Genomic DNA, 26,538 nt, shown 5'->3' with positions numbered 1-26,538 from the left:
TCTAGTTAGTTAACCTTGTTTCTATATACGAGTTTTCTATTTAACTTTAATAATAATTTTATAAGTACTTAAAAGCAGCAACATAGAGACTGCAAAGTAAGTGCATACAATCACAGGTCCTGTGGGTAGGTCAAAGAATACTGCGCTCATTAAACCTAAAATTACACTCATCAATGCTACCGCGTAGCCACTTAGTAACTTCGTTTTCCCGTTAATTTGGCAAGTGGCGATGGCAGGCAAGATCAAGCTAGCAAACACTAGATAAATTCCCGCGATCTGAACTGAAAAAGTCACTACTATTGGAAATATGAAATAAAATAAAGATGAATTGTTCGTATCTCGTTTAAACCAGATTAGTAAAATGATTGCATAAATGATTAACGTAATCATTAAATCTGGCCACCATTTCACCCAAAGCACTTGTCCTGCTAGTAGTTTTTCCATGGCTTCAATACCATGAGGGTCTTTGGCAAGGAGAAGAATGGTAATGGAGGCGCTCACCACAAAAACGGCACCAATCATGGCTTCTAAATGTTTAAACTGTTTTGCTTCTAGCCAAGCGAACAATCCACCGCCTGATAAGGCAAAGACTAAAGCCAGCAGAAGTGATTGAAGCTGGCCTGAATTATGGAAAGTTACATGGCCTATCACAACACCCATTGCTGCTACTTGTGCAATGGCTAGATCGATAAAAATAATCCCACGTTTTAAAACTTCGAGGCCCAGAGGCACGTGCGTGGTTGCCACTAAACATCCCGCTGCAAAGGCAGGCAGTAATAAAACGAATAAGTCAGCAGATATCATCATGAACTCGCTTCAAGCAAGAGTTGCAGGGTTTCATCAAATAAAGATTTCAAGTCTGTAACATTTTTACTCCCACCCACGGTATAGGGAAGTGTAACCACAGGTATGTTTGCATGTTCTGATAGCCAAGCCGCCGCTTTGTTTTGTTGGTAGGGCGTTAACAATATAGCCGTGATGTCTTGGTTTTTAACCGATGCAAGTACATTTTCTAAATGAGAAATGCGTGGGGGCATGCCGGGTACCGGTTCAAGCGTTGTCACTCGATTTATATTTAACCACTTCAGTAAATAAATCCAGTTTTGGTGATACACGACAACATATTTATTCGTTAAAGATTGAGCTTTTTGTTTCCAGTCCTCTATATATTGCTGCCAGTTTATCTTAAAGTTTTCTAGTCTATTATTAAAATACTTTTCTTTATCAGGAGAAAGTATCGATAACCGTTCCGCTAGTTCATCTGCTATTAAGATTAAGTTATGTGGGTTTAAGTGAATGTGAGGGTTACCTTCACCATGTACATCCCCCATTGAACGATCTACTGATTCGGCTTGTTCAAGTCTTTCTACATATTCACTTGCAAGGAGATGACCCACTTGACCGGCTTGCACTTTAGCGCCTCCTGCTTTTTGTAAGAGAACCGGTAACCAACCTGCCTCCAGTGATGCACCGGTGCAAAACACAAGTTCTGTTTTACGCATTTTGGCTAAAAAACTAGGTTTTGCGCGAAGATGGTGAATATCTTGCGAGGCTTTGGATGCCGTAAATACGTTAACTTCTTCACCACCAATTTCTTTTGCAAGTGCGCCCCATTCAGGAGCGCATGCAAAAATGTCTAATTTGGCAATAGAAGCCGTTGGAAGTAACGATAGTATTAGAAAAAATACATATTTACTCATACTTCACCTCAAAAAGAGTGGGCGGCATGTGCACCCATACTCATGATGTATTGAAGCGTGATCTGATGGTCACGATTATCATCTGCAAGCTCTTCCATGTTGTATTGCAAACGCAAACGACCAAATTCGCTATTCGTCCAATCTGCCATTAAGGATAGACTTTCCGGATCATGATTTTGATCATCCAACACGGTTCCCACTAATGCGGTAGGTACATCGCCAGGGTTAAGGTGACTGTAGCGTGCGCCTACACGCCATTGTGGGTGAAACTTATAAATGCCTTGCGCATACCAACCCGATTGATCTTCGTCATACGAAACAGGGCCAGAGCCGGCTGCTAAGTCGTCATAGATACCATCTTCATCGCGTTGCATATACTCAGCTTGTAGGATTAATTCCTTCTCGCGATTGTTTCCGGTGGGTGCCCAAATGTAACGACCATCAACAATGTACATTTTATTGTCGCCGGCAAATTCTAGTTCATCTTCATTGCTAGATCGTTCTAAGTCATCGACTTGTAAAGTGGATAACCCCATTCGCCAAGCAGAGTTGTCACCCATATCGCCACCAATGCGAGCAAATACAGTCCATGCACCCACATTCGAGTCACCTTCACCACCACCAGGGAAGTCACCGCCGCGAAATACACCAAACCCTAGTTCAGTGTATAAATCTGTTGGCGCAATCCATGTGGCTTGAACGCCATCATCGTTATATGACTTATTTAGAAATACCCGATACGGTAATGGACGATCCGTAAAATCATCGGCATGGCTGTGATGTTCATTTAAGTAACCAAGAGATGCAAAAAACCTTCCCGCTTTAGCGCTTATACCAAAGGGTAGGCCAATGGTTTCGATATACGCTTCTTCAAGCTCTACTTGTGTACCATCTTCTTGCACTAGTGCAATGGTTGAGCTACCTCGGAACTTGTCATCAATGCTTGCAGCAAGGTTAATTTCGGTTTCATCAAGCGTGAATCCTTCTGATGATCGTTCACCTTCTTCGCCCACTGCAAAGCCTGAAAATTCAGAGTTTCGTTTAGAAAAACTATTATATTTTCCTTGCAGAATTGCGCTAATCGATGGATTGAAATCATTTGAGCCAATACTACGTTGGCTCGTTGCAGGCGCTCGCGCTACTTGAGCTGCGGGTTCTTGCTTTTTAAGTTCTTCTTGTTGTGACTGTAATGACGTTACTTTCTTTTCTAAGAGCTGAATTTTTTGCTCATAGAGTTTTCGCATTTCAGCTATTTCATTTTTTAAGCTTATCAAATCTGTATTTTCAGCTGAAAATACATTTTGACTACAGGTAAATAAGGCAACTGCCACACAGACAGTCGCCCAGTAATATAATCTGGACATAATCTTTCCTCATAAAGTTAATTAAAACGTTTTTTAAGAGAAAAGAGTAGGAGGTGCTTGTGAGTGAAAAGGTTTGTTACAAGTAGAGTGAAGAGTGTATTCAAATACACATAAAGAATTTTGTTTTGATGTAGATGCTGAAAGAGATACATGCGACTGAACTAGAAATTCTTGCTCTAGATTTTTTGCAGTAACACAAAACTGACAAATATCACTTTCACTATCGTCTTCATCGTGTTGGGAATGATTATCTGAATCAAGATGAGTTGCACTATGCTGAGCCAGCAGGAATTGACTGCTAATTAATGCAAGTAGGAAATAAGCTATAACTAGCTTCTGTGGCTTAAATAGCTTCATATTGATATGTTATAATATAACATCTATTTTGAGATGTATACTCGCTAAGCTAGCGCACTACCGCACCTAGCTTCTAGGCGCCTAGCCTGCGCATGGGTATTAAATATATAGGGGTTTCAAGCGAGTTTTCTATTGCGGTGCTATACACACTGCTTAGTCAGCATCATAGATATCTAATTGAACATCTTTCATCGAATATGAAGCAGAACCATAGTCACTATTAACGCTTTCTGTTGTTATTGTACCTTCCACCCAGGCGGCATTATCCAACCATTTCTGACCTAGTGGCTTAGGTGACTTTACATATACTATTTGATTGGATGGGGGTGGTGGAACATGTATGCAGGCACCAAAGTAAGGCGCTAACAGGAATTCACTAAAGGTGCCATTTTCGAAATCATATTCTAAGGGTACAATGAATCCGGCGAGTTTTACATATTGTCCATTTAACTCAGGAACAATAGGTGCAGAGCGTAACGTGACTTGTAACTCATCATAGGCTTGCTGCGCTTCTTCAGAATCATCTTCAAAAGTTTCAATACCGAGTGCATCACCAAAAGCATCAAATGATCCACCTAATGTGGACTTTTGGTTTTGCTCCAAGCTTTCAAAATAACCCTCTGGTGCTAGGTCACCCCAATCTAACTCTTTAGCTTCTTCTGCCTGTAATGTTGGGCATGCTATGGAAATGAACACCAATATGTTCAGTGCAAAAGAAATGTATTGTTTATGTTTGAATGAATTCATGTTCGTATGGTTAACCCGTCTTGTAAAGTTTTCCTATAAGCGCTGATCGCCGGAAATATTGCTGCAACCAATCCACCTAATAAGATGATGAGTAGCATGATCCATTGGAGCTTGGTGGGTGATTGAAGTTCAATATTTAAGCCATATGTATTAAATAACATAGGATTAATAAGCGCTAATAAAAAGTACAAAATTATTAAACCTAAAAATATTCCTAGTATCACCAATATCTCTGATTCAATGACCATTAGTGTAAATATTGTTTTAGGTGAAGCTCCAACAGAACGCAGCACTGCAATTTCGCGTCGACGCTCGTTTAAGTTGGTTAATATAATGGCTAACATCCCTAACAAACCCGTTACAACAACCAGTGCTGCAATGATCAGCATTACTTTTTCTACTGCTCCAACCACTTTCCATAGCTCCATGAGTGCAATACCTGGAAGAATCGCAAGTAACGGCTCTGATTTATAATTGTTTATTCCACGTTGTATGGAGAAGATATCTTGTTTATTTTTAAGGCCTAGTAGAAATGCTGTTATGGATTTAGATTGAAGTCTATCGTCATCCTTCTCTAGATCATTTGTTTGAATAGCGTTTTTACTAGGTACGCCTTGTTCCCAACCTATATGTACGGCTTCTAATCCTTTTAACGTTATCAATACAGATCGGTCAATGGGAGTGCCGGTAGGTTTTAATATTCCTGTTACTGTAAAAGGTAGGTTTTTATGTTCGGCAAAACTTACATTACCCATGCCATGCGCAAGAATAATTTTCTCATCAAGTTGGTAGTCAAGTTTTTTGGCAACTTCTGCACCAAGAACTGCACCAAAAATCCCTGAAAACTCTTGGCCGCTTGAGAACGTTAATTTATGACGTTTGCTATATCGATAATATTGAAATATATCTGTTGTAGTTCCAACTACACGGTAGCCTTTGTGTGAATCACCCAAGGAAATAGGGATGCTCCAATTTACTCGTGGATGACTTATGATCTTGTTGTAGCTTTCCCAGGAAACATTGTTTGTTGCATTACCTAAATGAAAGATGCTGTATAGCAATAGTTGTGTAGAACCACTACGTGAGCCAACAATCAAGTCTGTACCGCTAATAGTGTTAGCAAACTTCTCCTTAGCTTGTACGCGTATGATATCTACCCCTAGAAGTAACACAACGCTGATGGCTAGTGAGAAAATAGTTAAACCTATTGAAAGTTTACGAAAGCGGAGACTTTTTAAAGCTAGTAGGAAAATCTTGATATTCATGCGTTTTCCACAGAGCGAAATTCATTTAATGATACCGAGCGATCAAATAAATTTGATAAAGTTAGATCATGGCTAACAAATAACAATGCGCTGTTACTTTTCTTCGCTTCATCAAACAGCAGTTCTAAAAAGCCCTGTTTAGCGTCCTGATCCAAAGCAGATGTGGGTTCGTCTGCAATAATAATTTCAGGAGAACCGATTAATGCACGTGCTGCCGCTACACGTTGTTGTTGGCCAGCACTTAACTCTGTTACATTTTTAAAGATAATATCTTTGTCTTTTAAACCAAGCGCCGCTAATAATCTTAATGCCTCATCAGTAGAGCTACGTTTTTGTATGGAAAGCATTTCTCGTCTGCGCCATGAAAATAGGCAGGGAAGAGTGATATTTTCTAATACATTGAGATAGGGAATTAAATTAAACTGTTGAAATATAATTCCCATATGATCTGCTCGATACTGATCTCTTAACTTTTGTTTTTGGGAAAACATGTTATTCCCTAAAACTAAAATATCTCCTCGAGTAGGCATGAGGACTCCAGAGATCAGATTCAATAAAGTTGTTTTTCCACAGCCACTCGGGCCGTGAATAAATAACTTTTCTGCTTTTCTAAGCGTCAGTGACTCAATATTGAATAATGATGGTTGGTTATTGCCCCAACAAAACTCAACGTTTGATAACTGAATACAATCTTGTGACATAAAGTAATTTATTGAAGGTAATGGATTAGATTTTGTTATTTAAATGATAGAGCGCGAGATTTTGGTGTTGCAGTAAATAGATTCTGAGTCTCATTTGAAACAAACTGTACTTCAATTTCTTCAATTGTGGGGAAGTGATCAAATATTTTGTATTCTATTGATTCTAGGTTGTCTTGTGAGCAGCTGTAAACATAGTGGAGCGATACGTCGCTATGTTCTTCATCATTGTGTTCTTCTTCGTCATGTGATTCGGCATCATGGTGTTCATCTGACTCATGATCATTGTGATCTTTATCATTTTCATTTACAGAATCAATTATGCTGCTTTCCAAGCTAATAGATTTAAGTTCACATTCGTTATTAGGATGTATGGAAATTATGTTATCCGCATTCTTAAGGATAGCTTGTGATTGAGTGATGATTTCATGTTCTTTTTCATTGTGAGGTTCATGTTCAAAGCCAAATATATCAATCGAGGGTAGTGATAATGCTAGATTGAGTGTGTGGTTGATAAACGTAATTTGTGAAGAAGCATGACCATGTTCATGAGCGCTATGCTCTTCAAACATACTTTCTTCATCGTGAGAATGTTGATCTTCAGAAGCATAAATTGTGACGATGGGTAAAAATAAAAAAATAGTTAGTAGTGCTTTTGGTGTTATTTGCATAATCTTGATCCTTCAAATTCACTGTAATAGTGATTTGATAAAGTCCAGAGAAGTGGTGATTACTGGTGTTTATAGCATCGACCACAAAGCCTGTTATTCGGCACAATAATGCGAGTATTGCTGTCCTTACATTAAGGCTTATTAATTCGTAGTTTTAAGAGAACTGTGCAGGAGGGGCCTGAGATTGAAAAGGTTTGCTACAGGTTGTACGGCTAGAATACTTTAGAGAGCATAAATAAACTTTCTTAAATGATGGGGTCGAGAAAAGTAATTCGCTATGGATTATAAAATCTTGCTCTAGATTTTTTGCGGTAACGCAAAACTGGCAAATATCACTTTCATTTTTTTCATTATCTTGTTGAGAGTGGCTAGTTGAATCTAGATGATCAGCACTATGTTGAGCCAGCAAGAATTGAGAGCTCACTAACGCAAGCAGAAAATAAGCTATGACTAATTTTTGTGGCTTAAATGGCTTCATATTCTATTGTTATAATATAACAATGATAACAAATAGCCAGACTGAATGAAGTGGGATAAATAACGGTTTATATATCCAGTAAAATCTAAAGAATTTAGATTTTACTGGATGATCTACTGGATGTTTTGGGAAGTGTATTTGAAGGAAGAACTTTCTTTAGCTAATGCACTTTAGTTAATGTATTAGAGTCCTTTCTTCTGTTTCTTCAATATTTTTTAACAGACTTATCTTCCGTATACATCAATTCCAGGAAGAGGGCGATGATACTGAACCACTTCTGCATACTTCTTAGAACCCGCAGCGATACCTTTGTCAGCATCAATTGGTAATCCTGCTTCTTCAGCTGCTTTCAAGAAAGCGATTGAAGCCATCAACGCATGTTGAGGTTGAATTCCGCCTGTTGCGCAAAGTCGCCAACCCATATCTGGATAACCAGGAATGGCTGCCGCTTCTACCGCGTGTTTGTAATACATAATCATGAGGACGTTCATAATGTCTTTCTCGCCATGACCTTCTGGTGCTCGAATAGCGGTTACTGCATTCGATGCCAAACTGTTATCTTTGGTTACTAAATCAAATCCTGCAGCCTGAACTGCAGCACGGTACACTTCAGAACACTCTCTGTGACGATCGCAAACGCGATCAATGCCTTCGATCGCAATCGAATCCAATGCCACCGCGAATTGTGAGTAATTACTCGGGGTTTCAATATGTAAACCCAGGCTATCCATGGCTTCAATCATTTTGCCAAGGTTAAGGTAATGTTGGCCTTTCTTAACTCCCGCATCTGCCATCTGTTTTTCAGACTCTTGAATTCTTTGTACTGCTTTAGGGCTGAGGGTAATCATTCCGATACTAGGGGTACCCATCATACCTTTTTGGCTACAGCCCACTAGCATGTCGATGCCCATTTTAGTCATCGAGCACGGCATGCTGCCGATAGAAGAAATACCGTCAATAAAAACCAGCGCAGGGTGTTTTAGTTCATCTAATAAGTCACGTAACTTCTTAGGGTCTGTTGTCACACCAGCACCGGTTTCATTGTGCGGTGCCATCACCATCTTAATGTCATGATTCGTGTCTTTTTCCAACACTTCTCTGCACTTAGCAAAAGGTAGGTCTTCACCCAGTTCACCATTAATGCGAACCACACCTCTACCTAAGTTTTCAACGCAATTACCCATGGCATTACTGAAAGCGCCAATCTCTAATGTGATGATCACTTTCTTGTCCGAACCTACTTCATCCGGTGTCTGGCAAGAGCCTGCAGCAGCTTCAGTTGCAGAGGTTCCTGAACCGGTATAAAACAACGCTCTACCGCCTTCTTGCATATCCACCATTTTTGCGTAGTCCTCACGAACCGATGCAAAATACTTCGCCACACCTGGGCCACGCATGCCTCTTGTTTGGTTGGATGAAAATTGAGTCACCAATTCAGACCCAAAAGCAGGACCTGGGGTTACGTTGATAATTTTATTATGAGGAGACCAGACATAGTCTTTATCGTTAATAAAATCGACATCAGATTTTTCCATCTGTTTGGATTCGATAAGACGTCTAAGTGCGGAAAGAGGCGAGATTAGTTCATTCGTCATTTTAAGTAGCCCTAAGTATTTGCATGTTTTTGATTATATTGCCGATAATAAACAAAAGGTTCGAAACAAACCATCCTGAAAGCGAGCAAAACGCCTTTGATAACCTATATAAATAGGGGTACTAGCAGTACTTTGTCTTGTGCAGTGTTTTTTGATTATGGAGCATTAAAAAGAGATTTAATCTTGGACATTCTTCTTTGAAGTTCTTTATCAAGGGTATTTCTTGCATAGGGCTTCATCGTCTTCCATTTATCACATTCCTGCTGAGTTCGACCGCAACCTATGCACCATCCTTTGGGGCCAGTGAACTCACACACATCAATGCAAGGATTTTTTTGCCGTTTCATTGCTTTATTACTCCTTGCAAAATGTTTTATTGCTTCATCATGTCGAGTTGGGTCAAGTAGATTAGGTTAGGCTTTAACTAGACTCAGTGCTTGCTCGATCCCTTTTTCTAGCTGTCGAAGTCTGTTGAACTCTTCGAAGAGCCGTTGTTCCAGATTCTTAAAATTGAGAGGGAGCGTTCTTTTGCAAATGCTGTAGCCTTCGCCATCGCCGATCTGATAGCCCTTCCAATTCTTTATGCGATCTCCTTCTAGCGCCATAAACTCTTGTATGAACGCCTGTTGTGAAGGGCAATCTTCCTCCGCATGCATACAGATAGGGAATGCTTTTTGTTTAACTTCTCTGGCTTCAATAAAAGTTTCAAAATGAATTCCTCCTTGATTCTGGTTATGCCAGTTATCCTTGTAGAGCTGCAGATAAACACCGCGGTTGTAAATATCCCAGCCATCATCAAACCAACTTGATTGATTCAATTCTTTTTCAAGGTTACGAAAAACTTTTTTTAGATCTTTCATATTTTGGGTATTTCTTATTAAGGGAGATATAAACGTTATTGGATCTTACTAGAATTCTTAAGACTCTGGTGTCGGAATTATCTCAACAATATAATATTAACAGTCACCTGATTTAGCAGAGATTATTTAATTCGTAAAGATAGTGCTTGATATTACTGTTTTTTGGGATGACTATTTATCCACGATTCACCATTTGTATCAGCCATTTGTATCAGTATGGTCGGACTCCTTAATCAATTTTTTCAAGACCTTATATATGAAGCAATCAGTGCGATGTGTGTTCAAATTGATGTTGAGTGCGAAGAGGTGATCGTCGGAGCAGCGCCGTGATAATGCATAATCCTGCTCCGGAATTTCATAATTAATAAAAGGTAGAATATCAGTATGGGAAATCGTTTCTCGCAGCTACTTAAAGAATGGTATGAAAAGCGGGATAGCTGCCAGTGGGTACTGGGTACGGTTTATAAAACACATGGGCCATGCTATCGAAAAGCGGGTGCAATGATGTTGTTTAGTAGTGATGGACCGCAATTCGGCCTGCTTAGTGGTGGTTGTCTCGAGTCAGATATTCAGCAACATGCCAAGCGCGTCATGCAATCTGGCCGGTCAAAAACGATTTGCTACGATTCTACCGACGAGGATGATTTGTCTTTTCAACTCGGCATAGGCTGTGGTGGCGTCGTCCATATTCTACTTCAACCTGTACTCAAGAAATATAAATACCTGTGTTTGACCGAAATCCATCAGGCACTGCTCGAAAGACGTAGCGGTGTTTTTTTTCAACTTGTCCCGGATGAAAACGGTGAGGTAAAAAGCCGTTTCCTTAATACAAGTCATGAGGAGGGAACAGGCCTAATAGAAGAGGATGGTGAAGCCTGGTTAAAAACCGAAATCAAACCCGACCCGCATTTGTTAGTGATCGGTGGTGGGCATGATGCGCGTCCCGTCGTGTCTATTGCACATGAGCTCGGCTGGTTTGTATCGCTTTATGACTCCCGACCGGCCAATGCCCGGCGCGAGTATTTTATGACGGCTGATAAAATACTGCGTACATCGACTGAGGAATTATCAAATTATGCGCAGAGCCACTCGGTTGATGCTGGCATTCTGATGAGCCATAACATTCAAATTGATATGGAGGCATTGAGGGCATTACAGTCATCACCGCTAAAATATCTCGCGCTTATCGGTCCTATCAACAGGCGAAAAGAGGTGCTGGATGCAGCCGGACTGACCGATAGAAGTTTACAGATACCACTGGCCAGTCCGGCTGGGCTGGATTTAGGTGCGGAGCTACCGGAAACCATTGCACTATCCATACTGGCGGAGTGCCATGCCAGTCTAAAAGAGAAATCAGCACGTTCACTAAGCAAGATCTTAACCACATGAAGCCTATCGCCGCTCTGATATTGGCGGCAGGTGATGCATCTCGATTTGGTTCATGTAAACAACTGATAGAACTGGACGGCACAACTATGCTGCAGAGTTGCATCGATAAAGCGAATGAGGTTTTCCCTGGCTCGGTATTTGTAGTAACCGGTGCTTATCATCGTGAAATTAGCACCGCGATCCAACATGCCAAAGTCATATTCAACCCAAACTGGGAACAGGGTATTGGGTCTTCTATCGCTTGCGGCGTGCGCGCAATTGAAAGCCAACATGATGCAATCATGATTCTACTTGCAGATCAGGTAGCGATTGCGGTGTCCGATCTCAGGACTATAGTTTCAAACTTTAATGGTTCTAATATTGTCTGTTCTCGTTATGCAGGTTCACGAGGTGTGCCTGCATTGTTTGCTCAAAATGCATTTAATGAAATGAAAAGACTAAAAGAGGATAAAGGAGCCAAGACCATTCTGAACCGATCGAATGAAAAAATTATCGACATAGAAATCCTTAGTGGCGAAATCGACATCGATACTCCCGCTGATCTTGAACACTTGAATCTTGTGCGTCGTTAAATCTACCTTTCAAAGCAACGGTTGACTTGGTATTTGGTATTTGTTATCACTGATATCGATAATTGTGAATAGGCGCTGCTATGGCGGAGCCCTTACGCTACGATCAGAAAATTTCTAAATCTTCACCGAAGATTGCCATGGACTGCCAAGAATTGTCGCTGATTGAATTGCAATGATGATTAACAAGAAGGTACGTACTATGCGTTTGAAAGAAAAGGTTGCCATCGTTACGGGTGGTTCACGTGGAATAGGGAAATCTATTAGTCTTCGTTATGGTGAAGAGGGGGCAATAGTTGCCATAGTAGGACAGTCGAATTCTGAAGCTGCGCAGGCTGTTGCGAAAGAAATTACCGATGGTGGTGGCAAAGCAAAGGTCTATGCATATGATCTGTCTGATCTCGCAAATTGTAACCAATTGATTGATGATGTTGTCGCAGATTTTGGCACCGTAGATATCTTGGTAAACAATGCAGGCGCCTTTATGCCAACTCCAATTGAAGACATGACAGAAGAGATTTGGGATACGCAGTTAGATCTTAATTTAAAATCTGTATTTTTTCTTTCGAAGGCGGCAATTGCCGTCATGAAGCCAAAGGGAAGTGGAAAGATCGTAAATATAACTTCAATCGCGGGTGTTGGTGGATTCCCCAATTCTGCGGCATATTGTGCATCGAAAGGTGGCTTGATTAATATGAGCAAAGCAATGTGTCTCGAAATTGCACGGTTTGGAATTAACATTAATAGTTTGGCACCCGGCAATATTAAAACAGACCTCAATGCCCATCTTCGAGAAGTAGAAGGGTATGACGAACATAATGCTTCTCTCACGCCCAATCGTGTTGGTCATCTCGAGCCGGATGAGCTTACTGGTGCTGCCGTATATTTAGCATCTGACGATGCAAATTCTGTGCATGGCATCAACCTGCTAGTCGATGGCGGTTGGGCTGCCTGGTAAACAGGTCAAGTATTTCGAAAAATTATTCTAATGCAGGAGATAATTAAATGAAGCCTCCTCCCTTTAAATACATTCGCCCGACTTCCATCGAAGAAGCGTTAGCAGCCATTGCAAATAATGAAGACGCTAAAGTGCTTGCCGGTGGTCAAAGTTTAATTCCTATGATGGGCCTTCGGGTGATTAGTCCATCAGAATTGATTGACATGAATGGGATTATCGACCTTGCATACATCAAAGAAACTACGGACGAAATACAGATCGGTGCAATGACACGTCATAATGATGTGAAAGCGTCGGCGCTTGTCGCTGAACATTGTCCTTTATTAACCGAAGCCTATAACTGGATTGCCCATCAGGCCGTTCGGAACCGAGGGACGATTGGGGGGAATATTTTTCACGCAGATCCAGCATCAGAAAACCCAGCAGTGATGCTGGCTTATGACGCAGTGATGGTTCTGCGATCAGTTCGTGGAGAGCGTGAAGTCGCGGCAAGAGATTTTTTCGAGGATATCTACGAAGTTTCCGCAGGAGAAGATGAGCTACTAACGGAAATCCGGATAGGAAAACGATCTGGAGATGAAGGCTATGGATTCACTGAAATTAGCCCTCGTAAAGGGGATTTTGCCATCGTCGGTGTTGGGGCTGCAGCGCGTGTTGTGGCTGGTAAGTTCCAGGGCGCTCGGATCGCGGCATGTGGAGTAGGGCCGACAGCACAGCGGATGACGGAAGCGGAAAAAATGCTCGAAGGTGTGGATGTCAATGAGGATAACATTGAAGCTGCTGCTGAAGCTGCTGCTAAGGCGGTGGATCCATTCTCTGATTTTCATGCGGATGCAATGTATCGACGTGACTTAACGTTGTCACTGACGCGGCGGGGTTTGTCTGACGCAGTCCAACGAGCAACGACCTAAGGGGATGATAATGGATAACGTTTCTATTTCAGTAAAGGTAAACGGTAGACAGTATGAGCGTGAAGTTGAACCAAGAAAACTTCTCAGTGATTTTCTGCGACATGACTTGGGTCTAACTGGAACCCATGTCGGATGTGAGCACGGAATTTGTGGTGCGTGTACGATTTTACTTGACGGAAAATCAGTTCGTTCCTGTCTGACATTTGCGGTTGTTACGAATGGTGCCGAGATCAAAACTATTGAAGGCCATGCTGCAAACGGAAAAATGTCTCCATTGCAGGAGGCGTTTTGGGAAAATCATGGGTTGCAATGCGGATACTGTACGCCTGGGATGCTCGCAACGGCTCAAGAACTTTTAGATGCCAATCCAAACCCAACCGTGGGCGAGGTGCGTGAAGCGCTTTCGGGCAATCTTTGTAGATGTACCGGATATCAAACGATTGTCGATTCAATTCTTGCAGCGGCCGAGACTATTAGGGGAGAAGGATAATGGTTTTGAAAGCACATATTCCAGAAAGTCGGCAGACAACTAAACCACATTCGGACATGAAGTGGGTAGGTAACAGTATGAAGCGCGTGGAGGACCCGCGACTCTTACAAGGTAAGGGAATTTATATTGATGACATCAGCCTACCAGGCATGGCGCATGTTGCCGTGTTGCGAAGTCCTCACGCCCATGCGCGAATTATAAAAATTGACAAGAGTAAAGCGGAGGCCTTAAGCGGCGTTATTCTCGTCGTAACAGGTGCCGAGGCATTGGAGCAAGTTGGGGCACTTCCAACCTGGTCGAGCCCACCGGTTCCTCAACATGTCATTGCCGCTGACCGAGTTCGTCATGTTGGTGAAGCGGTCGTCGCGGTGCTCGCTGAATCCAGATATATCGCCGAAGACGCATGTGATCTTGTCGAAGTTGAGTACGATCCACTTCCCGTAGTGGTCGACATGGAGGAAGCCATTCACTCTAAAGGGGATGCCGTCTTGCACCCTGAAAGAGGTGATACCAATGTTGCACTGGCTCGAGCGTATCAATTTGGCCCGGTTGATGAGGATTTTGCCAAAGCAGACCTCGTAATAGAGAAGAAATTTAGGTGGCCTCGTTCGGGTGGTCAGCCGCTTGAGACTGTCGGCGCAGTCGCTGAGTATCATGGCGCAACGGACAAATTTACCGTGCATGCGAATACATCCATGTACAACTATTGCGGCTGGATGATTGCGCAGACGTTAGGTGTAGAAGGGCACAAACTAAATATTAAACCGGTTTTAGCGGGCGGTAGTTTTGGTAGCAAGATGTTCGTGCACAAGGTTCCGATTATGGCAGCTATGCTCGCAAGAATGGCGGGGTGCCCAGTGAAATTTATCGAAGACCGAGTGGACAATACAACAAGTTGTGACAATCATGGTTCTGACCGTGTTTACTACGCCAAACTAGCGCTAAAAAATGACGGTACTTTACTTAGTCTAAAAACTAAAATTATCGACGATTATGGCGCGTATCTCCAATTTGGCGTTGGGCAACACGGTAATGCGTTATCCCAATGTATCGGACCCTATCAAATCAATAGTGTTGAAGTTGATTTAACTGCCGTTCTGACAAACAAGTGTCAGCAAGGTGCTTATCGTGGATTTGGCTCTGAAGTTGCTAACTTTGTTGTTGAACGACTTGTCGATGCGGCGGCAGATAAACTTGGTCGTGACCGGTTGGATATTCGAAAACAAAACTTCATTCAGCCAGATCAATTTCCTTATCTGATACCAACTGGAAACATGTACGACAGTGGTAACTATCAGGCCGTACTTGAAAAGGCACTTAATAAAATTGATATTGACGATTGGCGCAAGAAGAAAGTCGAGATGCGCAAACAAGGCAAATATATTGGAATCGGAGTTGCAACCTGCCAAGAACGTAGCGTGTTTAGTTCAACGGAATTCTGGATGTGGAATCTTGAGGAGGGCGTTGAGTGGTCAAGCTCACCAGATTCTGTGTCAATTAAAATAGACCTCACTGGAAAGGCGATGGTGACGCTCAACTCACCGTTTTGGGGGAATAGTCCAGAAACGGTGGCAACACAAGTACTGGCAGAGCAGCTATCACTCGACCCGAAGGATATAGAAGTCTGTTATGCCGACACCGACCAGGGTCTCGACTCCGTGGGGCCAGGTGGCAGCAGGTTTACCGTTATGATAACCGGTGCAGTGGTCGGAGCAGCAACAAAATTACGTGAGAAAATGTTCAAGATTGCCGGGCATCTTATGGAGGCTTCCGTAAATGATCTTGAGTTGGTCGATGGTGCTGTGCAAGTGAAAGGTGTGCCGGACAAACGCATGACCATTGCAGAGATTTCTGATCAAGCACATTATTATCGTCTAAGTCTTCCTGCGGATCTTGATTTAACAAGTGGTTTGGATGCTACCTACATATACGATCACCCGGTGACAACATTCCCTGATAAAGATGGTAAGCACATGGGTATTTTCTATCCAATCATGGGGCATAGTTGTCATGTTGTAGCCGTAGAGGTCGACATTGAAACAGGGAAAGTAGATGTGTTGAAATTTGTTGCAGTTCACGATTGTGGAACGATTGTTAATCCGAAGACACTCGATGGTCATATACGTGGAGGCATCGTTAATGGAATCGGTTCAACTTTCTTGGAGCAGTTCTCCTATGATGAAAATGGCCAACCACAAAATGTACTTCTGACTGACTACCTTCATCCATCAATTATGGAATCTCCTGTTGATATGGAAGTTGATCATGTGGAGACACCATCACCATTCACTGAATACGGAGTTAAAGGTGGCGGTGAAGGTGGGCGAATGGGATCTCCACCAGCATTAGTTTCCGCGATTGAAGATGCCCTTAGCGAGTTTGATATCTCAATCGATTTCTTACCCATCACGCCAATGCGATTACGCGAGTTAATTCGTAATTAGAAATTGGATTTACCTTTTGGTGATCCAGAGAATATGCGTAGTCGATTCAATGTTTAAGAGAAACGAACTAACACATAGGTAGCGGAGAGTTAGTTTTCTGATACCCGAAGACCACAGATAGTTAATAACAGTGGTAAGTCGAACAACTTAACATTGAATGACGAAATATTTTGCAGCGGAGGTTAGAGGGTTGAATGAAAAACATTGGCCATGTTGAGCGAGAAACCGTTCATGAGCAGGTGTACGATAAACTGTGTGAGGCTCTTTTAGATGGGCAGTTTGCTCCTGGTGACACCATGCAGATTCGAAAACTTGCCGCAGTGGTTGGTACAAGTCCGATGCCTGTAAGAGACGCGCTTCGAACTCTTGTTGCAGAACGAGCATTAGTCTTGCTGCCAAATAGAACTATCGCAGTACCCGAACTCACCCAAATGGAAATTCAAGAGCTGACGATTCTTCGTAGTGCTGTAGAAGGTATTGTCTCGGCGAAAGCTGTGGAAAATATCAGCGACACCACGATCGATAATCTGAAGCAACTGAGTGTAAGCATGCACGATGCAATTACAAATTCAGATATCAAGGAATACCTTCGCCTGAATAGAGTTTTCCATTTTTCAATTTATGAGGCATCGGAGTCCCATACTATTGTCGATTATATTAAGTTGACATGGTTGAGAGTCGGGCCCGTTTTTAACTACTTGCTTGGTGACGAGTGGAAAGCATCTAATAAGCAATCGACAAAAAAGGAAACAGACTTTCTCTGCAGAAATCATGAGCTTGCAATCGAGGGCCTGAAAAGCCGGGATGCTGAGAAGGTTCGGCAGGCTATCGTTGCAGACATAGCGGAGTGTGGTGAGCGTCTCGCCTCTTTAGTAGAAAAACAAATTAGTAAGAATAATAAGAAATGAATGCACGCAAAACTTTTTCTCAAGAAATCATTGGGTAAATTTCACGAGGTAGTAACCATCATGATTACTATTCAATAGAAGGAATAAAAATTGAAAATAGTCGATGAAGTTATAGTTAACGCGAGCCGAGATAAGGTTTTCTCTGCACTGAACAATCCAGAAGTGTTGTCACAGGTGATTCCAGGATGTGAGTCCTTGGAAAAAATCAGTGACACAGAATTTAGCGCTGTAGTTCTAACAAAGGTCGGTCCAATTAAAGCCCGATTCAAAGGGAAAGTTGAGCTGAGCGATCTTGTTCCGCCAGAAAGCTACACAATTACGGGTCAGGGTGAAGGCGGTGCTGCCGGTATTGCCAAAGGATCAGCTCGAATACAATTGTTAGAGAATAATAGTGATCAAACGACAATGAAGTACATTGTTGAGGTTGATGTGGGAGGCAAAATAGCTCAAGCAGGTGGTCGTCTGCTGGAGGGCGTTGCAAGAAAAATGTCCAAACAGTTTTTTGAACAGTTCGATAGCATCCTGGCGTAAGGTGCGGGTACACCAAAGACGATGAATGATCAAACTGGAATTAATGCTTAAACGCCACCTATACATACATATTTAATTTCACAGAACTCATCGAGACCGTACTTGGAACCCTCCCGTCCAATACCGGATTCTTTGACTCCGCCAAATGGCGCTACTTCAGTAGAAATGAAACCGGTGTTCGCGCCAACAATGCCGCTCTCCAATGCCTCCAACACTTTCCATACGCGTGCATTATCTCGGGTATAGAAATAAGCAGCCAATCCAAACTCAGTCGCATTTGCCATTTCTATTCCATCATCGTCCGTAACAAATTTATACAATGGCGCTACAGGTGCAAAAGTTTCTTCGTGTGTAATTAACATATCCGTGGTGACATCTCTGAGCACAGTAGGTTTAAAAAAAGTGCCGCCACTCTCGTGTCTTTCGCCACCGATTGTCAGCTTTGCACCTTTACTAAGTGCATCGTTAACATGCTCATTAGCTTTAAGAACTGCATTTTCATCTATCAACGGACCTTGATCGGTGTCGTCATTCAGGCCATTCCCAACTTTTAGTTTGGCCACCGCAGCAGTGAATTTTTCAGCAAAAATATCGTAAATATTTTCTTGTACAAGAATACGGTTTGCGCAGACGCATGTCTGTCCAGCGTTGCGGAATTTTGAAAGCATTGCACCTTCAACTGCTGCGTCAATATCGGCATCATTAAACACAATGAATGGCGCGTTGCCTCCAAGTTCCATGGAAACCTTTTTCACAGTTCCCGCACATTGTGCTATCAATAACTTTCCAACTTTCGTGGAACCTGTAAAAGATAACTTTCGGACAGTTGAGTTTTCTGTCATCTCACTTCCAATAGCGCCAGCCGAGCCGGTCACAATGTTCAGCACACCAGATGGGACGCCGGCACGCTCTGCCAACTCAGCAAGGGCCAGAGCTGAGAATGGAGTTTGGCTGGCAGGTTTTGCAATAAATGTGCAACCTGCAGCCAAAGCAGGACCCGCCTTTCGTGTAATCATTGCGGTTGGGAAATTCCACGGTGTGATCGCAGCTACTACACCTACGGGTTGTTTGAGTACAACGATCCGTTTATCTTGTTGAGGTGCGGGAATTATGTCGCCGTATACACGCTTTGCTTCTTCGGAAAACCATTCTAAGAAGCTGGCAGCGTATCCAATTTCACCTTTTGCTTCATTCAATGGCTTCCCCTGTTCGATCGTCATGAGTCTGGCTAAGTCATCTACGTTTTCCATGACCAATTCATACCAACGTCGGATAATGATGGAACGTTCTTTTGCCGGTTTCGATCGCCAGTCCTGTCCTGCATTATCTGCTGCTTCTATTGCTTTGCGGGTTTCAATGGTTCCCATATTTGGAACCGTCCCAATTACTTCTCCGTCAACTGGATTGGTTACCTCGATGGTTTCGCCACTATCGGCACTGCGCCATTCTCCATTGATATAACATTGTTGTCGAAACAGTGATTGATCCTTAAGCGACGTTGCCATGAATATATGTCCTCGGTGTATTTAAGTAACAGGGTAGGTATGACTGTTCTTGCAAATGTTTTTTCTGATTCTGAATCAATGGAGGTTCATAGGTTGTTGGTTTCTTGCACCCATTTCCAGGTCTCATCCAATGCCTTGGTGAAGCGCTTGAACAATTCTTCAATTTCATCGCTGGTAATCACTAAGGGAGGACAGAATGCGATGGTGTCGCTAAGTGCCCGAAGAATTAAACCATGATCCAGACAACGAGCTAAGCAGTATTGTCCGACTAGGCCTGCGGGTGAGAACGAAGATTTGGTACTTTTGTTTTGAACAAATTCGACTGCTCCCATCAATCCAGCGCCTCTCGCTTCGCCAACTAAGGGATGGTTTGAAAATGTACGCAGCCTAGCTTGGAAATCTTCCGAAACGGATGATACATGATCGAAAACACCCCATTCGTTGTAAAGGTCTAGTGTTCGGTTGGCAACCGCACATGAAACTTGATGGCCGGAATAAGTATATCCGTGTCCAAAAACACCATTGCTCGCACTCGGTTCGACAAGTGTGTCGTACATCCGGTCTGGAATAATTACGGCACTGAGGGGTAGGTAACCTGATGACAATGCTTTCGCTATAGATACCGTATCCGGCACCATGTCGAGTGTTTCAGCACCAAAAACATTCCCGGTTCTACCGAACCCACAGATCACTTCGTCATCGATAAGCAATACTTCGTGGCGTCTAAGTACTTCTTGCACTTTTTCATAGTACGTTTTTGGTGGAACGACAACGCCGCCAGCACCCAATATTGGCTCGGCAATAAATGCTGCAATCTTTTCCGAGCCAAGTTTAGAAATAAGCTCCTCGAGTTCTCGTGCTAGACGAGAGGAAAATTCTTTCTCTGTTTCTCCAGGTTCGGCTTCATGGTAAAAATGAGGACACCGAGTATGTGCGACACCATCAATGGGTAAATCAAACATATTATGGTTTACAGGAATCCCAGTCAGGCTTCCACTGCCTATACCAACGCCGTGATACCCACGGTTGTGAGCAATTATTGTTTTCTTTTCAGGTTTACCGATCGCGTTAAAGTAATATCTGATAATTTTAATTTGGGTATCGTTTGCGTCAGACCCTGAGGTTCCGAAGAACACCTTACCTTTGCCAATAGGGGAGATTACATTGATCTTCTCTGCAAGTTCGATGGCAGATTCATGCGAGCGACCACCGAATAAATGCGCAAAACCCATCGTTGCCATCGCTTCTCTGGCCGCATCCGCAAGTTCTTCTACACCGTATCCCAATGACGTACACCATAATCCTGCTAGACCTTCAAGATACTCACGTCCTTTATTATCGCGAACAAAGACGCCTTTCCCTTCTTTAATAACTAAAGGTCCATCTTGGATCAGGTTTCGTAAATTTGTTGCCGGATGAAATAGATTATTAATATCGCGAGCCTCCAGCGAATTAGGAATCATGTTTGACATAATGGGTCTCGCAGTCTTGTGTTTAAAATACAGGTTAGATTGAAAATCATATGCTCGCAGTTATTAGACTAGCCGTGGTACAAAGGTCATCGATTTCCTGTCGACGCCGTTGTGCCTTCTCTACGCTTATCGACTTGAATCGGAATGTATCGTTTGGCCGGGCTTGAGCCAGTTTCCAAAAAGCCGCACTGGGTACTGTGTATGGGTTAATGAATCCGCCCGTGCTGGGAGAGTCATTGACTAAAATAATTGGAGTTAGGCCCGCTAGATTCACTGCACCCAGTGGATATCCATGATCGAGTATGTTTGACGGGTCGCTGCCGTGTTCCGGACGTTTGTTCATGGCCTTTTCAGTGAAGGACACATCAGGACCTTCCAATCGAAAACCTGTGCGATTGCTTTGCGCTAGTAATTGCCAATCGCTAGAGAGGAAAATTTTGTGCCCCTCCGCATCAATCCAGTCATCATCCGGGCCAGGTACAGCCTCAATTTCCCAGATTTTAGAGTTAAGATCAGGAAGTCGGGATGCCTGCAAAACCGTAATTCCGGCCTTACCCTTGCTAATTCCAATGGGTATTTTCTGGTCGGCTTTGATCGCATATCCTTCGACACCCCCAACACCTGCCATGTGAAATGTGGCGCGTGAACCGAGCACAGGTGGTGTATCAATGCCTCCAGAAATAGCGATGTAAGCCCGCAAACCATTTATTGCATATCCTAATTCCAGGGTCTGTCCGGCTTTGATTGCAACACTTGTCCAACTTGGGATGCTTACCCCATCAATCTTTGGTGTCATATCACATCTTGTAATAGCAATAACAGCGGGTTGCTCAAATTTGATTTTTGGTCCTTTGAGTTGGCATTCAAATCCTGCAGTCTCTGCCGCATTTCCAACCAGGAGGTTCGCAAGTTTGAACGACCAGAAATCCATTGGACCAGAAACAGGAAAGCCTTGCTCCCAATATCCAACGCGACCCGGTAGCTCCTGTATGGATGTTTCAAGTCCTGGTTCAATGACATTAAGCATTGCCGCTATCCTCAGAATCCTGATTCGATTTGCCAATATCAGCTAGCCACGCTTTATAGTTACGCAGCGAGAAACGCTGGTAATCTACATATGGATGTTCATAACTGCCATCCTCGACCTGACTGTCGATGAATTTAAACTCGTCAAGGTCAATCGGAATAAAACGAACACGATCTCCAGGTTTGAAAAGTGCAGGGCTGTTTTTAAAAGCTTTGAGTTGTTGTAAGCGATCCCAAATTGGCATAGGAGTCCGTGCGAAAATTCTAAATCCACCCGGTGTCTGATCAGGATAAAGACATGTAATAGCACCACCGAGCCCAATCGCGCCCTTCGGCGTTGATGCGCGTGGCGGGTTGTACTTCGGCGCAATCAGTTGATTGGCTGGATTTAGAGGCATAAGTGAACACAGCCCAGGCCAGAATCCCAATGCTGCGACCCAATAGTCTGTACTGGCGTGAATACGTCGCAAAGTGGTTCGATCGTCCAGGTCATTAGCTTCCACGATGACATCAGGATCGGAATGCTCGACTCCTAGATTCTTACAGTAATCGGCGACACATTCCTCTGTCCATGGATCAAAATAGAGGATTGGAACATAGTACATTCGGCTTTCGAGTTCTAAGCTACTGAGATCGCCCAAGTTGTCACGGATCGATTCAATAGTGCTAATAAGTGTCTCAAATCCGATTTCTGTAGGATTGTAAGAGACCATAATGGTAGCGATGCATGGAACCAGTTCAATGATGCCTTTTGGTTTCTCGCGTCGAATGCTCGCCGTAAGGCTATGCACCAGGAAATTTAGATCAAAGCTCATCTCATCACCCAATTCGATGATGATGTTTCTATCTCCACCTGGAAGATATCTCGGCTTTGCATATATCATGAATTATGTATCTTGATGTTTGACGATGAGAACGTATCCAGACTACACGCTGAGGCGAGGCTTCAATGCTTTATGTATAGCCTTTGCAACATCAATAGCGTTGGGGGTGTCACTGTGAATACAAATCGTCTGCGCCGAAACTTGAACGTCATTGCCGTTGACTGATTGCGTAACGCCTTCTTCAATAGCGCGCAAGACTTTAGCGACTGTCTTCTCGATGGGAACCGAATCATGCGTCTTGGTGATGAGTTGCTGTCCGTCATCGTCATAATCAAGATCGGAATAAAATTCACAGACGTATTCAATCCCACGCCGCTCATAAACTTCCGACATAGCGCAATCGGAATAGCCAATTACAGGTACTTGAAGTGCCTGGGCAGCATCCGCGATTCCTTCGCATAACTCCGGATCTTTTTGGGCCATTCCATAAAGAGCGCCATGAGGTTTGATATGACTGAGAGACATACCTTCAGCTTGCAGGAAAGCATTTAACGCGCCAGCTTGATACAAGACGATCGCTGCAACTTCCTTGCGAGTTAAGTGCATTTTTCGTCGGCCAAAACCCTCACGATCGGGAAAGCCTGGATGCGCACCCACATCAACGCCCGCAGCTTTTGCCGCACGAACCGTTTTCCACATAACCATCGGATCTGAAGCATGATAACCACAAGCAATGTTGGCATGGGTAATGAAAGGCATACAGGCTTCATCATCTCCTAATGAATAGATCCCAAATGCTTCGCCCATATCGCAGTTAATCGTTAAGCCTTTCATTGTGTACGCCTCATTCATCTGAATAATTATGTTTCCATAGGCCAGGAATTCAATAATTTAAGGTGAAATTCTAAATCTGATATCAGTTATCACAAATTATTCGCATTGCTAAAGAGTACACTCACTTCTAATTAAGTCAATGTCATGAGTAATGGCTCTAATATTAACTATAACAAGGTGTTATGTATCTTTCTTAAAGTTTAAAGACACTACCGATATGACGACAGAGACTTTCTAAACTTTGTACATTATACAAGGGCAGTATTTGATCGACATACGGCAAAATGGCTTTTGCGCCTGAAGCTTGAGGCTCATAGTCGGGGTGCCGCAAGAGGGGATTCAGCCATATAATTTTTCGACTGGACAATTTTAATCGCTGCATCTGCAATTGGACATCTTCAGCATCGTCCTGATCGAGACCGTCTGAAATTAAAAAGACCAAAGCTCTTTGGTCCAGAATTTGTCGGTTCCAGGTCTTGTTGAAATCTCTCAAGGACGCGCCAATTCGCGTGCCGCCTGACCAATCCGTCACCATATGTTCAACCTGTGTCATTGCGGTTTCCAGGTGATGGGAATTCATTGGTCGATCAACGTTTGTTAAGGATGTTCCAAAGACAAAACAATTCGTTTTTGAACCTGCACGCTTTAGTGCATGCATGAAGATAAGGAACATTCTAGAGTACCGCTCCATAGAGCCTGATATATCGCAAAGAACTAGAATTGGAACTTGGCAGCGTTTTTGTTCCCGCCATCTGAGTGGAAGGTAACTCCCTGATGTCCGAACCATCTCTCTCATTGAAGCACGAAAATCCATTCGGGTTCCGTGATAGAAAGGTTTGTATCTTCTGTTTGGAATACTCGGTAATGATATCTTCAGGGAACTAATCATGCGTTTTGCATCTTCTAGTTCTGATGCGTTTAATTTTTCAAAATCGATTTCCCTAATGCGCTTGTGTGCGGAGAATGTTGCGGTCGACTCCGGGATTGTGTGTGCGTCTTCAACTGGGTCAGCCATAGCCATAGCAGTAACCGAGGGTATGGTTGTTGATTTTTGACTCTGATTATCAGACGAGATTTCCTGCTTGGAAGAAGCAATGGTTTTAAATTCATCAGCCGAGGTGGGAATCTCGACACCTTCCTGCCTTCCTATTTGATTCCAAAAAACAGAGAATGCCTGATCGAACAAACTTCTATCATCCTTTCTACTTACCAGGGATGACGCGAGCGTCCAATAAAAATCATCTCGCTTGAACATGTGAAGTTCATCAACTGCCTTCGCAGCAAACTCAATCTGCTCCACTGTGATGGGTAAACCCAGGCTGCGAAGCAGGTTTACGAAATGATGTAAATTTCTGATTAGGCAGTGTTCTGCCATTAAAGCTCCTTCGCAATAGACAATCGACGTGCATCTTCGACCCAGGTATCTAGATCTCCTTTCTGTATTTTGGTCAGATCATCTCGGTATTTAACGAGGGTTCCGAGCATGTCTTTGAGTGTTGCCGAATTAAGTTCTGTTTCGTCGAGTTCGACTAGCGCAGACGCAAAATCAAGCGTTTCCGCAATGCCAGGTGCTTTGAAGAGATCCTGTTGACGTAAAATCTGAATGAACGCTACAAGTTCTCTTGAAACACGTTCAGGAATGTCAGGAATACGGGCCTGAAGAATCTCCAACTCCTGATGTTCAGTCGGATAATCGATCCAATGATAAATACAGCGACGACGTAATGCATCGTGAACCTCACGTGTCCGGTTTGATGTAACAATGATGATAGGTGGCTCGTCAGTACGAAATGTTCCAATTTCAGGAACCGTAACTTCGAAATCCGACATTAATTCCAAGAGGTATGCTTCAAATGGTGCATCAGCTCGATCAAGTTCATCGACTAGAAGCACCGGTGCCCCTTTATCGCTATGTTCCAGGGCTTTGAGAAGAGGCCGTTTGATAAGAAAATCTTTGCTAAACACACCATCGATAAGATGTTGATCTGGTTCGAGAGTTGACTCCGACAATCTAATTGCGGCCATTTGGCGGGGATAATTCCATTCGTAAACCGATGTGGCAATGTCGAGACCTTCATAACATTGCAATCGCAGAAAATCCCGGTTGAGCGAATTGGCGACTACTTTGGCAAGTTCCGTTTTTCCGATTCCGGGTTCACCTTCCAGGAAGAGTGGACGCCGTAGGCGGAGGGACAGTAACAAAGCTGTAGCCAAGCCACGTTCACAAATATAATTTTCGGTACGAAGTAAATTAATAACATCGTCAGGTGAGTTTATAGAGAGTGTTTCCAAGGAATTGAGAGGTGTATTATTTCGCTTAGCGTCGCTGCTCATCAGCTTATACCTTATATATTCTAAAGTGATAGTGTGTAGATTGTGCTGTGCTGCCTAAAATTTTCCTTATATTGTCACCAAAAAGATCATGGGTCATCGGTTGTGTTTGCATTAATTTTCAAAGATCAGTAGGTGACAATTGCCAATTCATTACAGATGCATCCCAACAAATGCTTCCAACCAGGTAATCGCTAAATACGCTTGGCGAAAATAACCACAATTAGAAGCTAATAACTATAATTAGACGTATATAACTACTATTAACTACAAGTTCTTAGTATTTGTCACTACATGCTAGTTTGTTGATTACAGAAGTAGGGTGTCAGATTTAAATTGTCTCGGTTTTTCGTAAATGACTACAATTAGACGAACATAGCTACAAATTTAATTTTTATAGTTGTCCAAGAACGCCAAGTAACAATACTTAATGTAGTTCAATATAAAGCCAACTTAAATGCTTGATAGTATTATTAAACTGTATTTCATAGGGAGTGTATTTGGTGGAGGCGGTAGCTACTTGATTAATAAGCTATCTATTTGATAAGTATAAACTTATTAGAGTTGCATTAGTTTCAATGCCCCAAATGTAACCCCTATATTTCCTGGCT

General features: G+C 42.9%; 27 protein-coding genes. 8 read left to right on the top strand and 19 right to left on the bottom strand.

The features are described from left to right. Positions 1-36: 36 nt before the first annotated feature. The 12 genes from GKR92_03625 to GKR92_03570 all read right to left on the bottom strand — a co-directional run bounded on the left by GKR92_03625 (position 37) and on the right by GKR92_03570 (position 9,735). Positions 37-807, bottom strand: coding sequence for a metal ABC transporter permease (locus GKR92_03625; protein QMU60830.1), 771 nt, complete (start codon positions 805-807; stop codon positions 37-39). Continuing rightward, a complete protein-coding gene (locus tag GKR92_03620; GenBank protein ID QMU60829.1) occupies positions 804-1,700 on the bottom strand; it encodes a zinc ABC transporter substrate-binding protein in 897 nt (298 codons plus the stop codon). The genes GKR92_03625 and GKR92_03620 overlap by 4 nt, the downstream gene beginning before the upstream one ends. Positions 1,701-1,708: 8 nt before the next feature. Further along, positions 1,709-3,064, bottom strand: a complete 1,356-nt coding sequence (locus GKR92_03615) for a hypothetical protein (GenBank protein QMU60828.1) — start codon at positions 3,062-3,064, stop codon at positions 1,709-1,711. Positions 3,065-3,097: 33 nt separating this feature from the next. After that, positions 3,098-3,421 (bottom strand): hypothetical protein, encoded by a 324-nt coding sequence (locus tag GKR92_03610; protein ID QMU60827.1) that lies wholly within the window; start codon positions 3,419-3,421, stop codon positions 3,098-3,100. A 153-nt stretch (positions 3,422-3,574) separates the two neighbouring features. Next, positions 3,575-4,168 (bottom strand): DUF3299 domain-containing protein, encoded by a 594-nt coding sequence (locus GKR92_03605; GenBank protein QMU60826.1) that lies wholly within the window; start codon positions 4,166-4,168, stop codon positions 3,575-3,577. Then, positions 4,165-5,433 (bottom strand): FtsX-like permease family protein, encoded by a 1,269-nt coding sequence (locus GKR92_03600; GenBank protein ID QMU60825.1) that lies wholly within the window; start codon positions 5,431-5,433, stop codon positions 4,165-4,167. The genes GKR92_03605 and GKR92_03600 overlap by 4 nt, the downstream gene beginning before the upstream one ends. Further along, entirely contained in the window at positions 5,430-6,134 is a 705-nt protein-coding gene (locus GKR92_03595) for an ATP-binding cassette domain-containing protein (GenBank protein ID QMU60824.1), read from the bottom strand. Before GKR92_03595 ends, GKR92_03600 begins: the two co-directional genes overlap by 4 nt. 35 nt (positions 6,135-6,169) lie before the next feature. Next, complete coding sequence (locus GKR92_03590; GenBank protein QMU60823.1) at positions 6,170-6,802, bottom strand: DUF2796 domain-containing protein; 633 nt, start codon at positions 6,800-6,802, stop codon at positions 6,170-6,172. A 154-nt stretch (positions 6,803-6,956) separates the two neighbouring features. Further along, positions 6,957-7,280: a hypothetical protein gene (locus GKR92_03585; protein ID QMU60822.1), complete on the bottom strand. Its 324-nt coding sequence runs from the start codon at positions 7,278-7,280 to the stop codon at positions 6,957-6,959. A gap of 224 nt (positions 7,281-7,504) precedes the next feature. After that, positions 7,505-8,875 (bottom strand): aminotransferase class V-fold PLP-dependent enzyme, encoded by a 1,371-nt coding sequence (locus GKR92_03580; GenBank protein QMU60821.1) that lies wholly within the window; start codon positions 8,873-8,875, stop codon positions 7,505-7,507. A 155-nt stretch (positions 8,876-9,030) separates the two neighbouring features. Further along, a complete protein-coding gene (locus GKR92_03575; GenBank protein ID QMU60820.1) occupies positions 9,031-9,222 on the bottom strand; it encodes a DUF1289 domain-containing protein in 192 nt (63 codons plus the stop codon). 66 nt (positions 9,223-9,288) lie between these two features. After that, positions 9,289-9,735: a hypothetical protein gene (locus GKR92_03570; protein QMU60819.1), complete on the bottom strand. Its 447-nt coding sequence runs from the start codon at positions 9,733-9,735 to the stop codon at positions 9,289-9,291. 384 nt (positions 9,736-10,119) lie between these two features. On the opposite strand from GKR92_03570, the gene GKR92_03565 reads away from it, so the two are divergent. The 8 genes from GKR92_03565 (at position 10,120) to GKR92_03530 (ending at position 17,935) form a co-directional block, all read left to right on the top strand. Further along, positions 10,120-11,124, top strand: coding sequence for an isoquinoline 1-oxidoreductase (locus GKR92_03565; GenBank protein QMU60818.1), 1,005 nt, complete (start codon positions 10,120-10,122; stop codon positions 11,122-11,124). Beyond that, positions 11,121-11,696, top strand: a complete 576-nt coding sequence (locus GKR92_03560) for an NTP transferase domain-containing protein (GenBank protein QMU60817.1) — start codon at positions 11,121-11,123, stop codon at positions 11,694-11,696. The genes GKR92_03565 and GKR92_03560 overlap by 4 nt, the downstream gene beginning before the upstream one ends. A 172-nt stretch (positions 11,697-11,868) precedes the next feature. Next, complete coding sequence (locus GKR92_03555; GenBank protein QMU60816.1) at positions 11,869-12,651, top strand: SDR family oxidoreductase; 783 nt, start codon at positions 11,869-11,871, stop codon at positions 12,649-12,651. A 47-nt stretch (positions 12,652-12,698) separates the two neighbouring features. Further along, positions 12,699-13,562 carry a xanthine dehydrogenase family protein subunit M gene (locus tag GKR92_03550; GenBank protein QMU60815.1) on the top strand — a complete coding sequence of 288 codons (864 nt, stop codon included), beginning with the start codon at positions 12,699-12,701 and terminating at the stop codon, positions 13,560-13,562. Positions 13,563-13,572: 10 nt separating this feature from the next. After that, positions 13,573-14,052: a 2Fe-2S iron-sulfur cluster binding domain-containing protein gene (locus GKR92_03545; GenBank protein ID QMU60814.1), complete on the top strand. Its 480-nt coding sequence runs from the start codon at positions 13,573-13,575 to the stop codon at positions 14,050-14,052. Continuing rightward, complete coding sequence (locus GKR92_03540) at positions 14,052-16,496, top strand: molybdopterin-dependent oxidoreductase (GenBank protein ID QMU60813.1); 2,445 nt, start codon at positions 14,052-14,054, stop codon at positions 16,494-16,496. Before GKR92_03545 ends, GKR92_03540 begins: the two co-directional genes overlap by 1 nt. A gap of 194 nt (positions 16,497-16,690) precedes the next feature. Next, positions 16,691-17,404, top strand: a complete 714-nt coding sequence (locus tag GKR92_03535; protein ID QMU60812.1) for an FCD domain-containing protein — start codon at positions 16,691-16,693, stop codon at positions 17,402-17,404. Positions 17,405-17,494: 90 nt separating this feature from the next. After that, the gene (locus GKR92_03530; GenBank protein ID QMU60811.1) at positions 17,495-17,935 is read left to right on the top strand and encodes a carbon monoxide dehydrogenase; all 441 of its coding nucleotides are present in this window, start codon (positions 17,495-17,497) and stop codon (positions 17,933-17,935) included. Positions 17,936-17,982: 47 nt separating this feature from the next. Here the strand turns inward: GKR92_03530 and GKR92_03525 are convergent, their stop codons facing one another. From GKR92_03525 to GKR92_03495, 7 genes are all read right to left on the bottom strand, one after another. Then, positions 17,983-19,440 (bottom strand): succinate-semialdehyde dehydrogenase, encoded by a 1,458-nt coding sequence (locus tag GKR92_03525; GenBank protein QMU60810.1) that lies wholly within the window; start codon positions 19,438-19,440, stop codon positions 17,983-17,985. A gap of 86 nt (positions 19,441-19,526) precedes the next feature. After that, positions 19,527-20,903, bottom strand: a complete 1,377-nt coding sequence (locus tag GKR92_03520) for an aminotransferase class III-fold pyridoxal phosphate-dependent enzyme (GenBank protein QMU62702.1) — start codon at positions 20,901-20,903, stop codon at positions 19,527-19,529. A 55-nt stretch (positions 20,904-20,958) separates the two neighbouring features. Then, positions 20,959-21,939, bottom strand: a complete 981-nt coding sequence (locus GKR92_03515; protein QMU60809.1) for a 5-oxoprolinase/urea amidolyase family protein — start codon at positions 21,937-21,939, stop codon at positions 20,959-20,961. Continuing rightward, entirely contained in the window at positions 21,932-22,822 is an 891-nt protein-coding gene (locus GKR92_03510) for a carboxyltransferase domain-containing protein (protein ID QMU60808.1), read from the bottom strand. The genes GKR92_03515 and GKR92_03510 overlap by 8 nt, the downstream gene beginning before the upstream one ends. A 42-nt stretch (positions 22,823-22,864) precedes the next feature. After that, positions 22,865-23,596 (bottom strand): 5-oxoprolinase subunit PxpA, encoded by a 732-nt coding sequence (gene pxpA / locus GKR92_03505; GenBank protein QMU60807.1) that lies wholly within the window; start codon positions 23,594-23,596, stop codon positions 22,865-22,867. A 193-nt stretch (positions 23,597-23,789) separates the two neighbouring features. Continuing rightward, complete coding sequence (locus GKR92_03500; GenBank protein ID QMU60806.1) at positions 23,790-24,971, bottom strand: VWA domain-containing protein; 1,182 nt, start codon at positions 24,969-24,971, stop codon at positions 23,790-23,792. After that, positions 24,971-25,930: an AAA family ATPase gene (locus tag GKR92_03495; protein ID QMU60805.1), complete on the bottom strand. Its 960-nt coding sequence runs from the start codon at positions 25,928-25,930 to the stop codon at positions 24,971-24,973. Before GKR92_03495 ends, GKR92_03500 begins: the two co-directional genes overlap by 1 nt. Positions 25,931-26,538: the final 608 nt, after the last annotated feature.

It is taken from the genome of Gammaproteobacteria bacterium (assembly GCA_014075255.1).
Classification (GTDB): Bacteria; Pseudomonadota; Gammaproteobacteria; order UBA4575; family UBA4575; genus JABDMD01.
This window is presented reverse-complemented; position numbering and strand designations above follow the sequence as displayed.

What these genes read in the sequence shown, in the direction of transcription:
- GKR92_03625 (QMU60830.1), bottom strand. Translation starts at nt 807, where the DNA reads ATGATGATATCTGCTGACTTATTCGTTTTATTACTGCCTGCCTTTGCA.
- GKR92_03620 (QMU60829.1), bottom strand. Translation starts at nt 1,700, where the DNA reads ATGAGTAAATATGTATTTTTTCTAATACTATCGTTACTTCCAACGGCT.
- GKR92_03615 (QMU60828.1), bottom strand. Translation starts at nt 3,064, where the DNA reads ATGTCCAGATTATATTACTGGGCGACTGTCTGTGTGGCAGTTGCCTTA.
- GKR92_03610 (QMU60827.1), bottom strand. Translation starts at nt 3,421, where the DNA reads ATGAAGCTATTTAAGCCACAGAAGCTAGTTATAGCTTATTTCCTACTT.
- GKR92_03605 (QMU60826.1), bottom strand. Translation starts at nt 4,168, where the DNA reads ATGAATTCATTCAAACATAAACAATACATTTCTTTTGCACTGAACATA.
- GKR92_03600 (QMU60825.1), bottom strand. Translation starts at nt 5,433, where the DNA reads ATGAATATCAAGATTTTCCTACTAGCTTTAAAAAGTCTCCGCTTTCGT.
- GKR92_03595 (QMU60824.1), bottom strand. Translation starts at nt 6,134, where the DNA reads ATGTCACAAGATTGTATTCAGTTATCAAACGTTGAGTTTTGTTGGGGC.
- GKR92_03590 (QMU60823.1), bottom strand. Translation starts at nt 6,802, where the DNA reads ATGCAAATAACACCAAAAGCACTACTAACTATTTTTTTATTTTTACCC.
- GKR92_03585 (QMU60822.1), bottom strand. Translation starts at nt 7,280, where the DNA reads ATGAAGCCATTTAAGCCACAAAAATTAGTCATAGCTTATTTTCTGCTT.
- GKR92_03580 (QMU60821.1), bottom strand. Translation starts at nt 8,875, where the DNA reads ATGACGAATGAACTAATCTCGCCTCTTTCCGCACTTAGACGTCTTATC.
- GKR92_03575 (QMU60820.1), bottom strand. Translation starts at nt 9,222, where the DNA reads ATGAAACGGCAAAAAAATCCTTGCATTGATGTGTGTGAGTTCACTGGC.
- GKR92_03570 (QMU60819.1), bottom strand. Translation starts at nt 9,735, where the DNA reads ATGAAAGATCTAAAAAAAGTTTTTCGTAACCTTGAAAAAGAATTGAAT.
- GKR92_03565 (QMU60818.1), top strand. Translation starts at nt 10,120, where the DNA reads ATGGGAAATCGTTTCTCGCAGCTACTTAAAGAATGGTATGAAAAGCGG.
- GKR92_03560 (QMU60817.1), top strand. Translation starts at nt 11,121, where the DNA reads ATGAAGCCTATCGCCGCTCTGATATTGGCGGCAGGTGATGCATCTCGA.
- GKR92_03555 (QMU60816.1), top strand. Translation starts at nt 11,869, where the DNA reads ATGATGATTAACAAGAAGGTACGTACTATGCGTTTGAAAGAAAAGGTT.
- GKR92_03550 (QMU60815.1), top strand. Translation starts at nt 12,699, where the DNA reads ATGAAGCCTCCTCCCTTTAAATACATTCGCCCGACTTCCATCGAAGAA.
- GKR92_03545 (QMU60814.1), top strand. Translation starts at nt 13,573, where the DNA reads ATGGATAACGTTTCTATTTCAGTAAAGGTAAACGGTAGACAGTATGAG.
- GKR92_03540 (QMU60813.1), top strand. Translation starts at nt 14,052, where the DNA reads ATGGTTTTGAAAGCACATATTCCAGAAAGTCGGCAGACAACTAAACCA.
- GKR92_03535 (QMU60812.1), top strand. Translation starts at nt 16,691, where the DNA reads ATGAAAAACATTGGCCATGTTGAGCGAGAAACCGTTCATGAGCAGGTG.
- GKR92_03525 (QMU60810.1), bottom strand. Translation starts at nt 19,440, where the DNA reads ATGGCAACGTCGCTTAAGGATCAATCACTGTTTCGACAACAATGTTAT.
- GKR92_03520 (QMU62702.1), bottom strand. Translation starts at nt 20,903, where the DNA reads ATGATTCCTAATTCGCTGGAGGCTCGCGATATTAATAATCTATTTCAT.
- GKR92_03515 (QMU60809.1), bottom strand. Translation starts at nt 21,939, where the DNA reads ATGCTTAATGTCATTGAACCAGGACTTGAAACATCCATACAGGAGCTA.
- GKR92_03510 (QMU60808.1), bottom strand. Translation starts at nt 22,822, where the DNA reads ATGATATATGCAAAGCCGAGATATCTTCCAGGTGGAGATAGAAACATC.
- pxpA (QMU60807.1), bottom strand. Translation starts at nt 23,596, where the DNA reads ATGAAAGGCTTAACGATTAACTGCGATATGGGCGAAGCATTTGGGATC.
- GKR92_03500 (QMU60806.1), bottom strand. Translation starts at nt 24,971, where the DNA reads ATGGCAGAACACTGCCTAATCAGAAATTTACATCATTTCGTAAACCTG.
- GKR92_03495 (QMU60805.1), bottom strand. Translation starts at nt 25,930, where the DNA reads ATGAGCAGCGACGCTAAGCGAAATAATACACCTCTCAATTCCTTGGAA.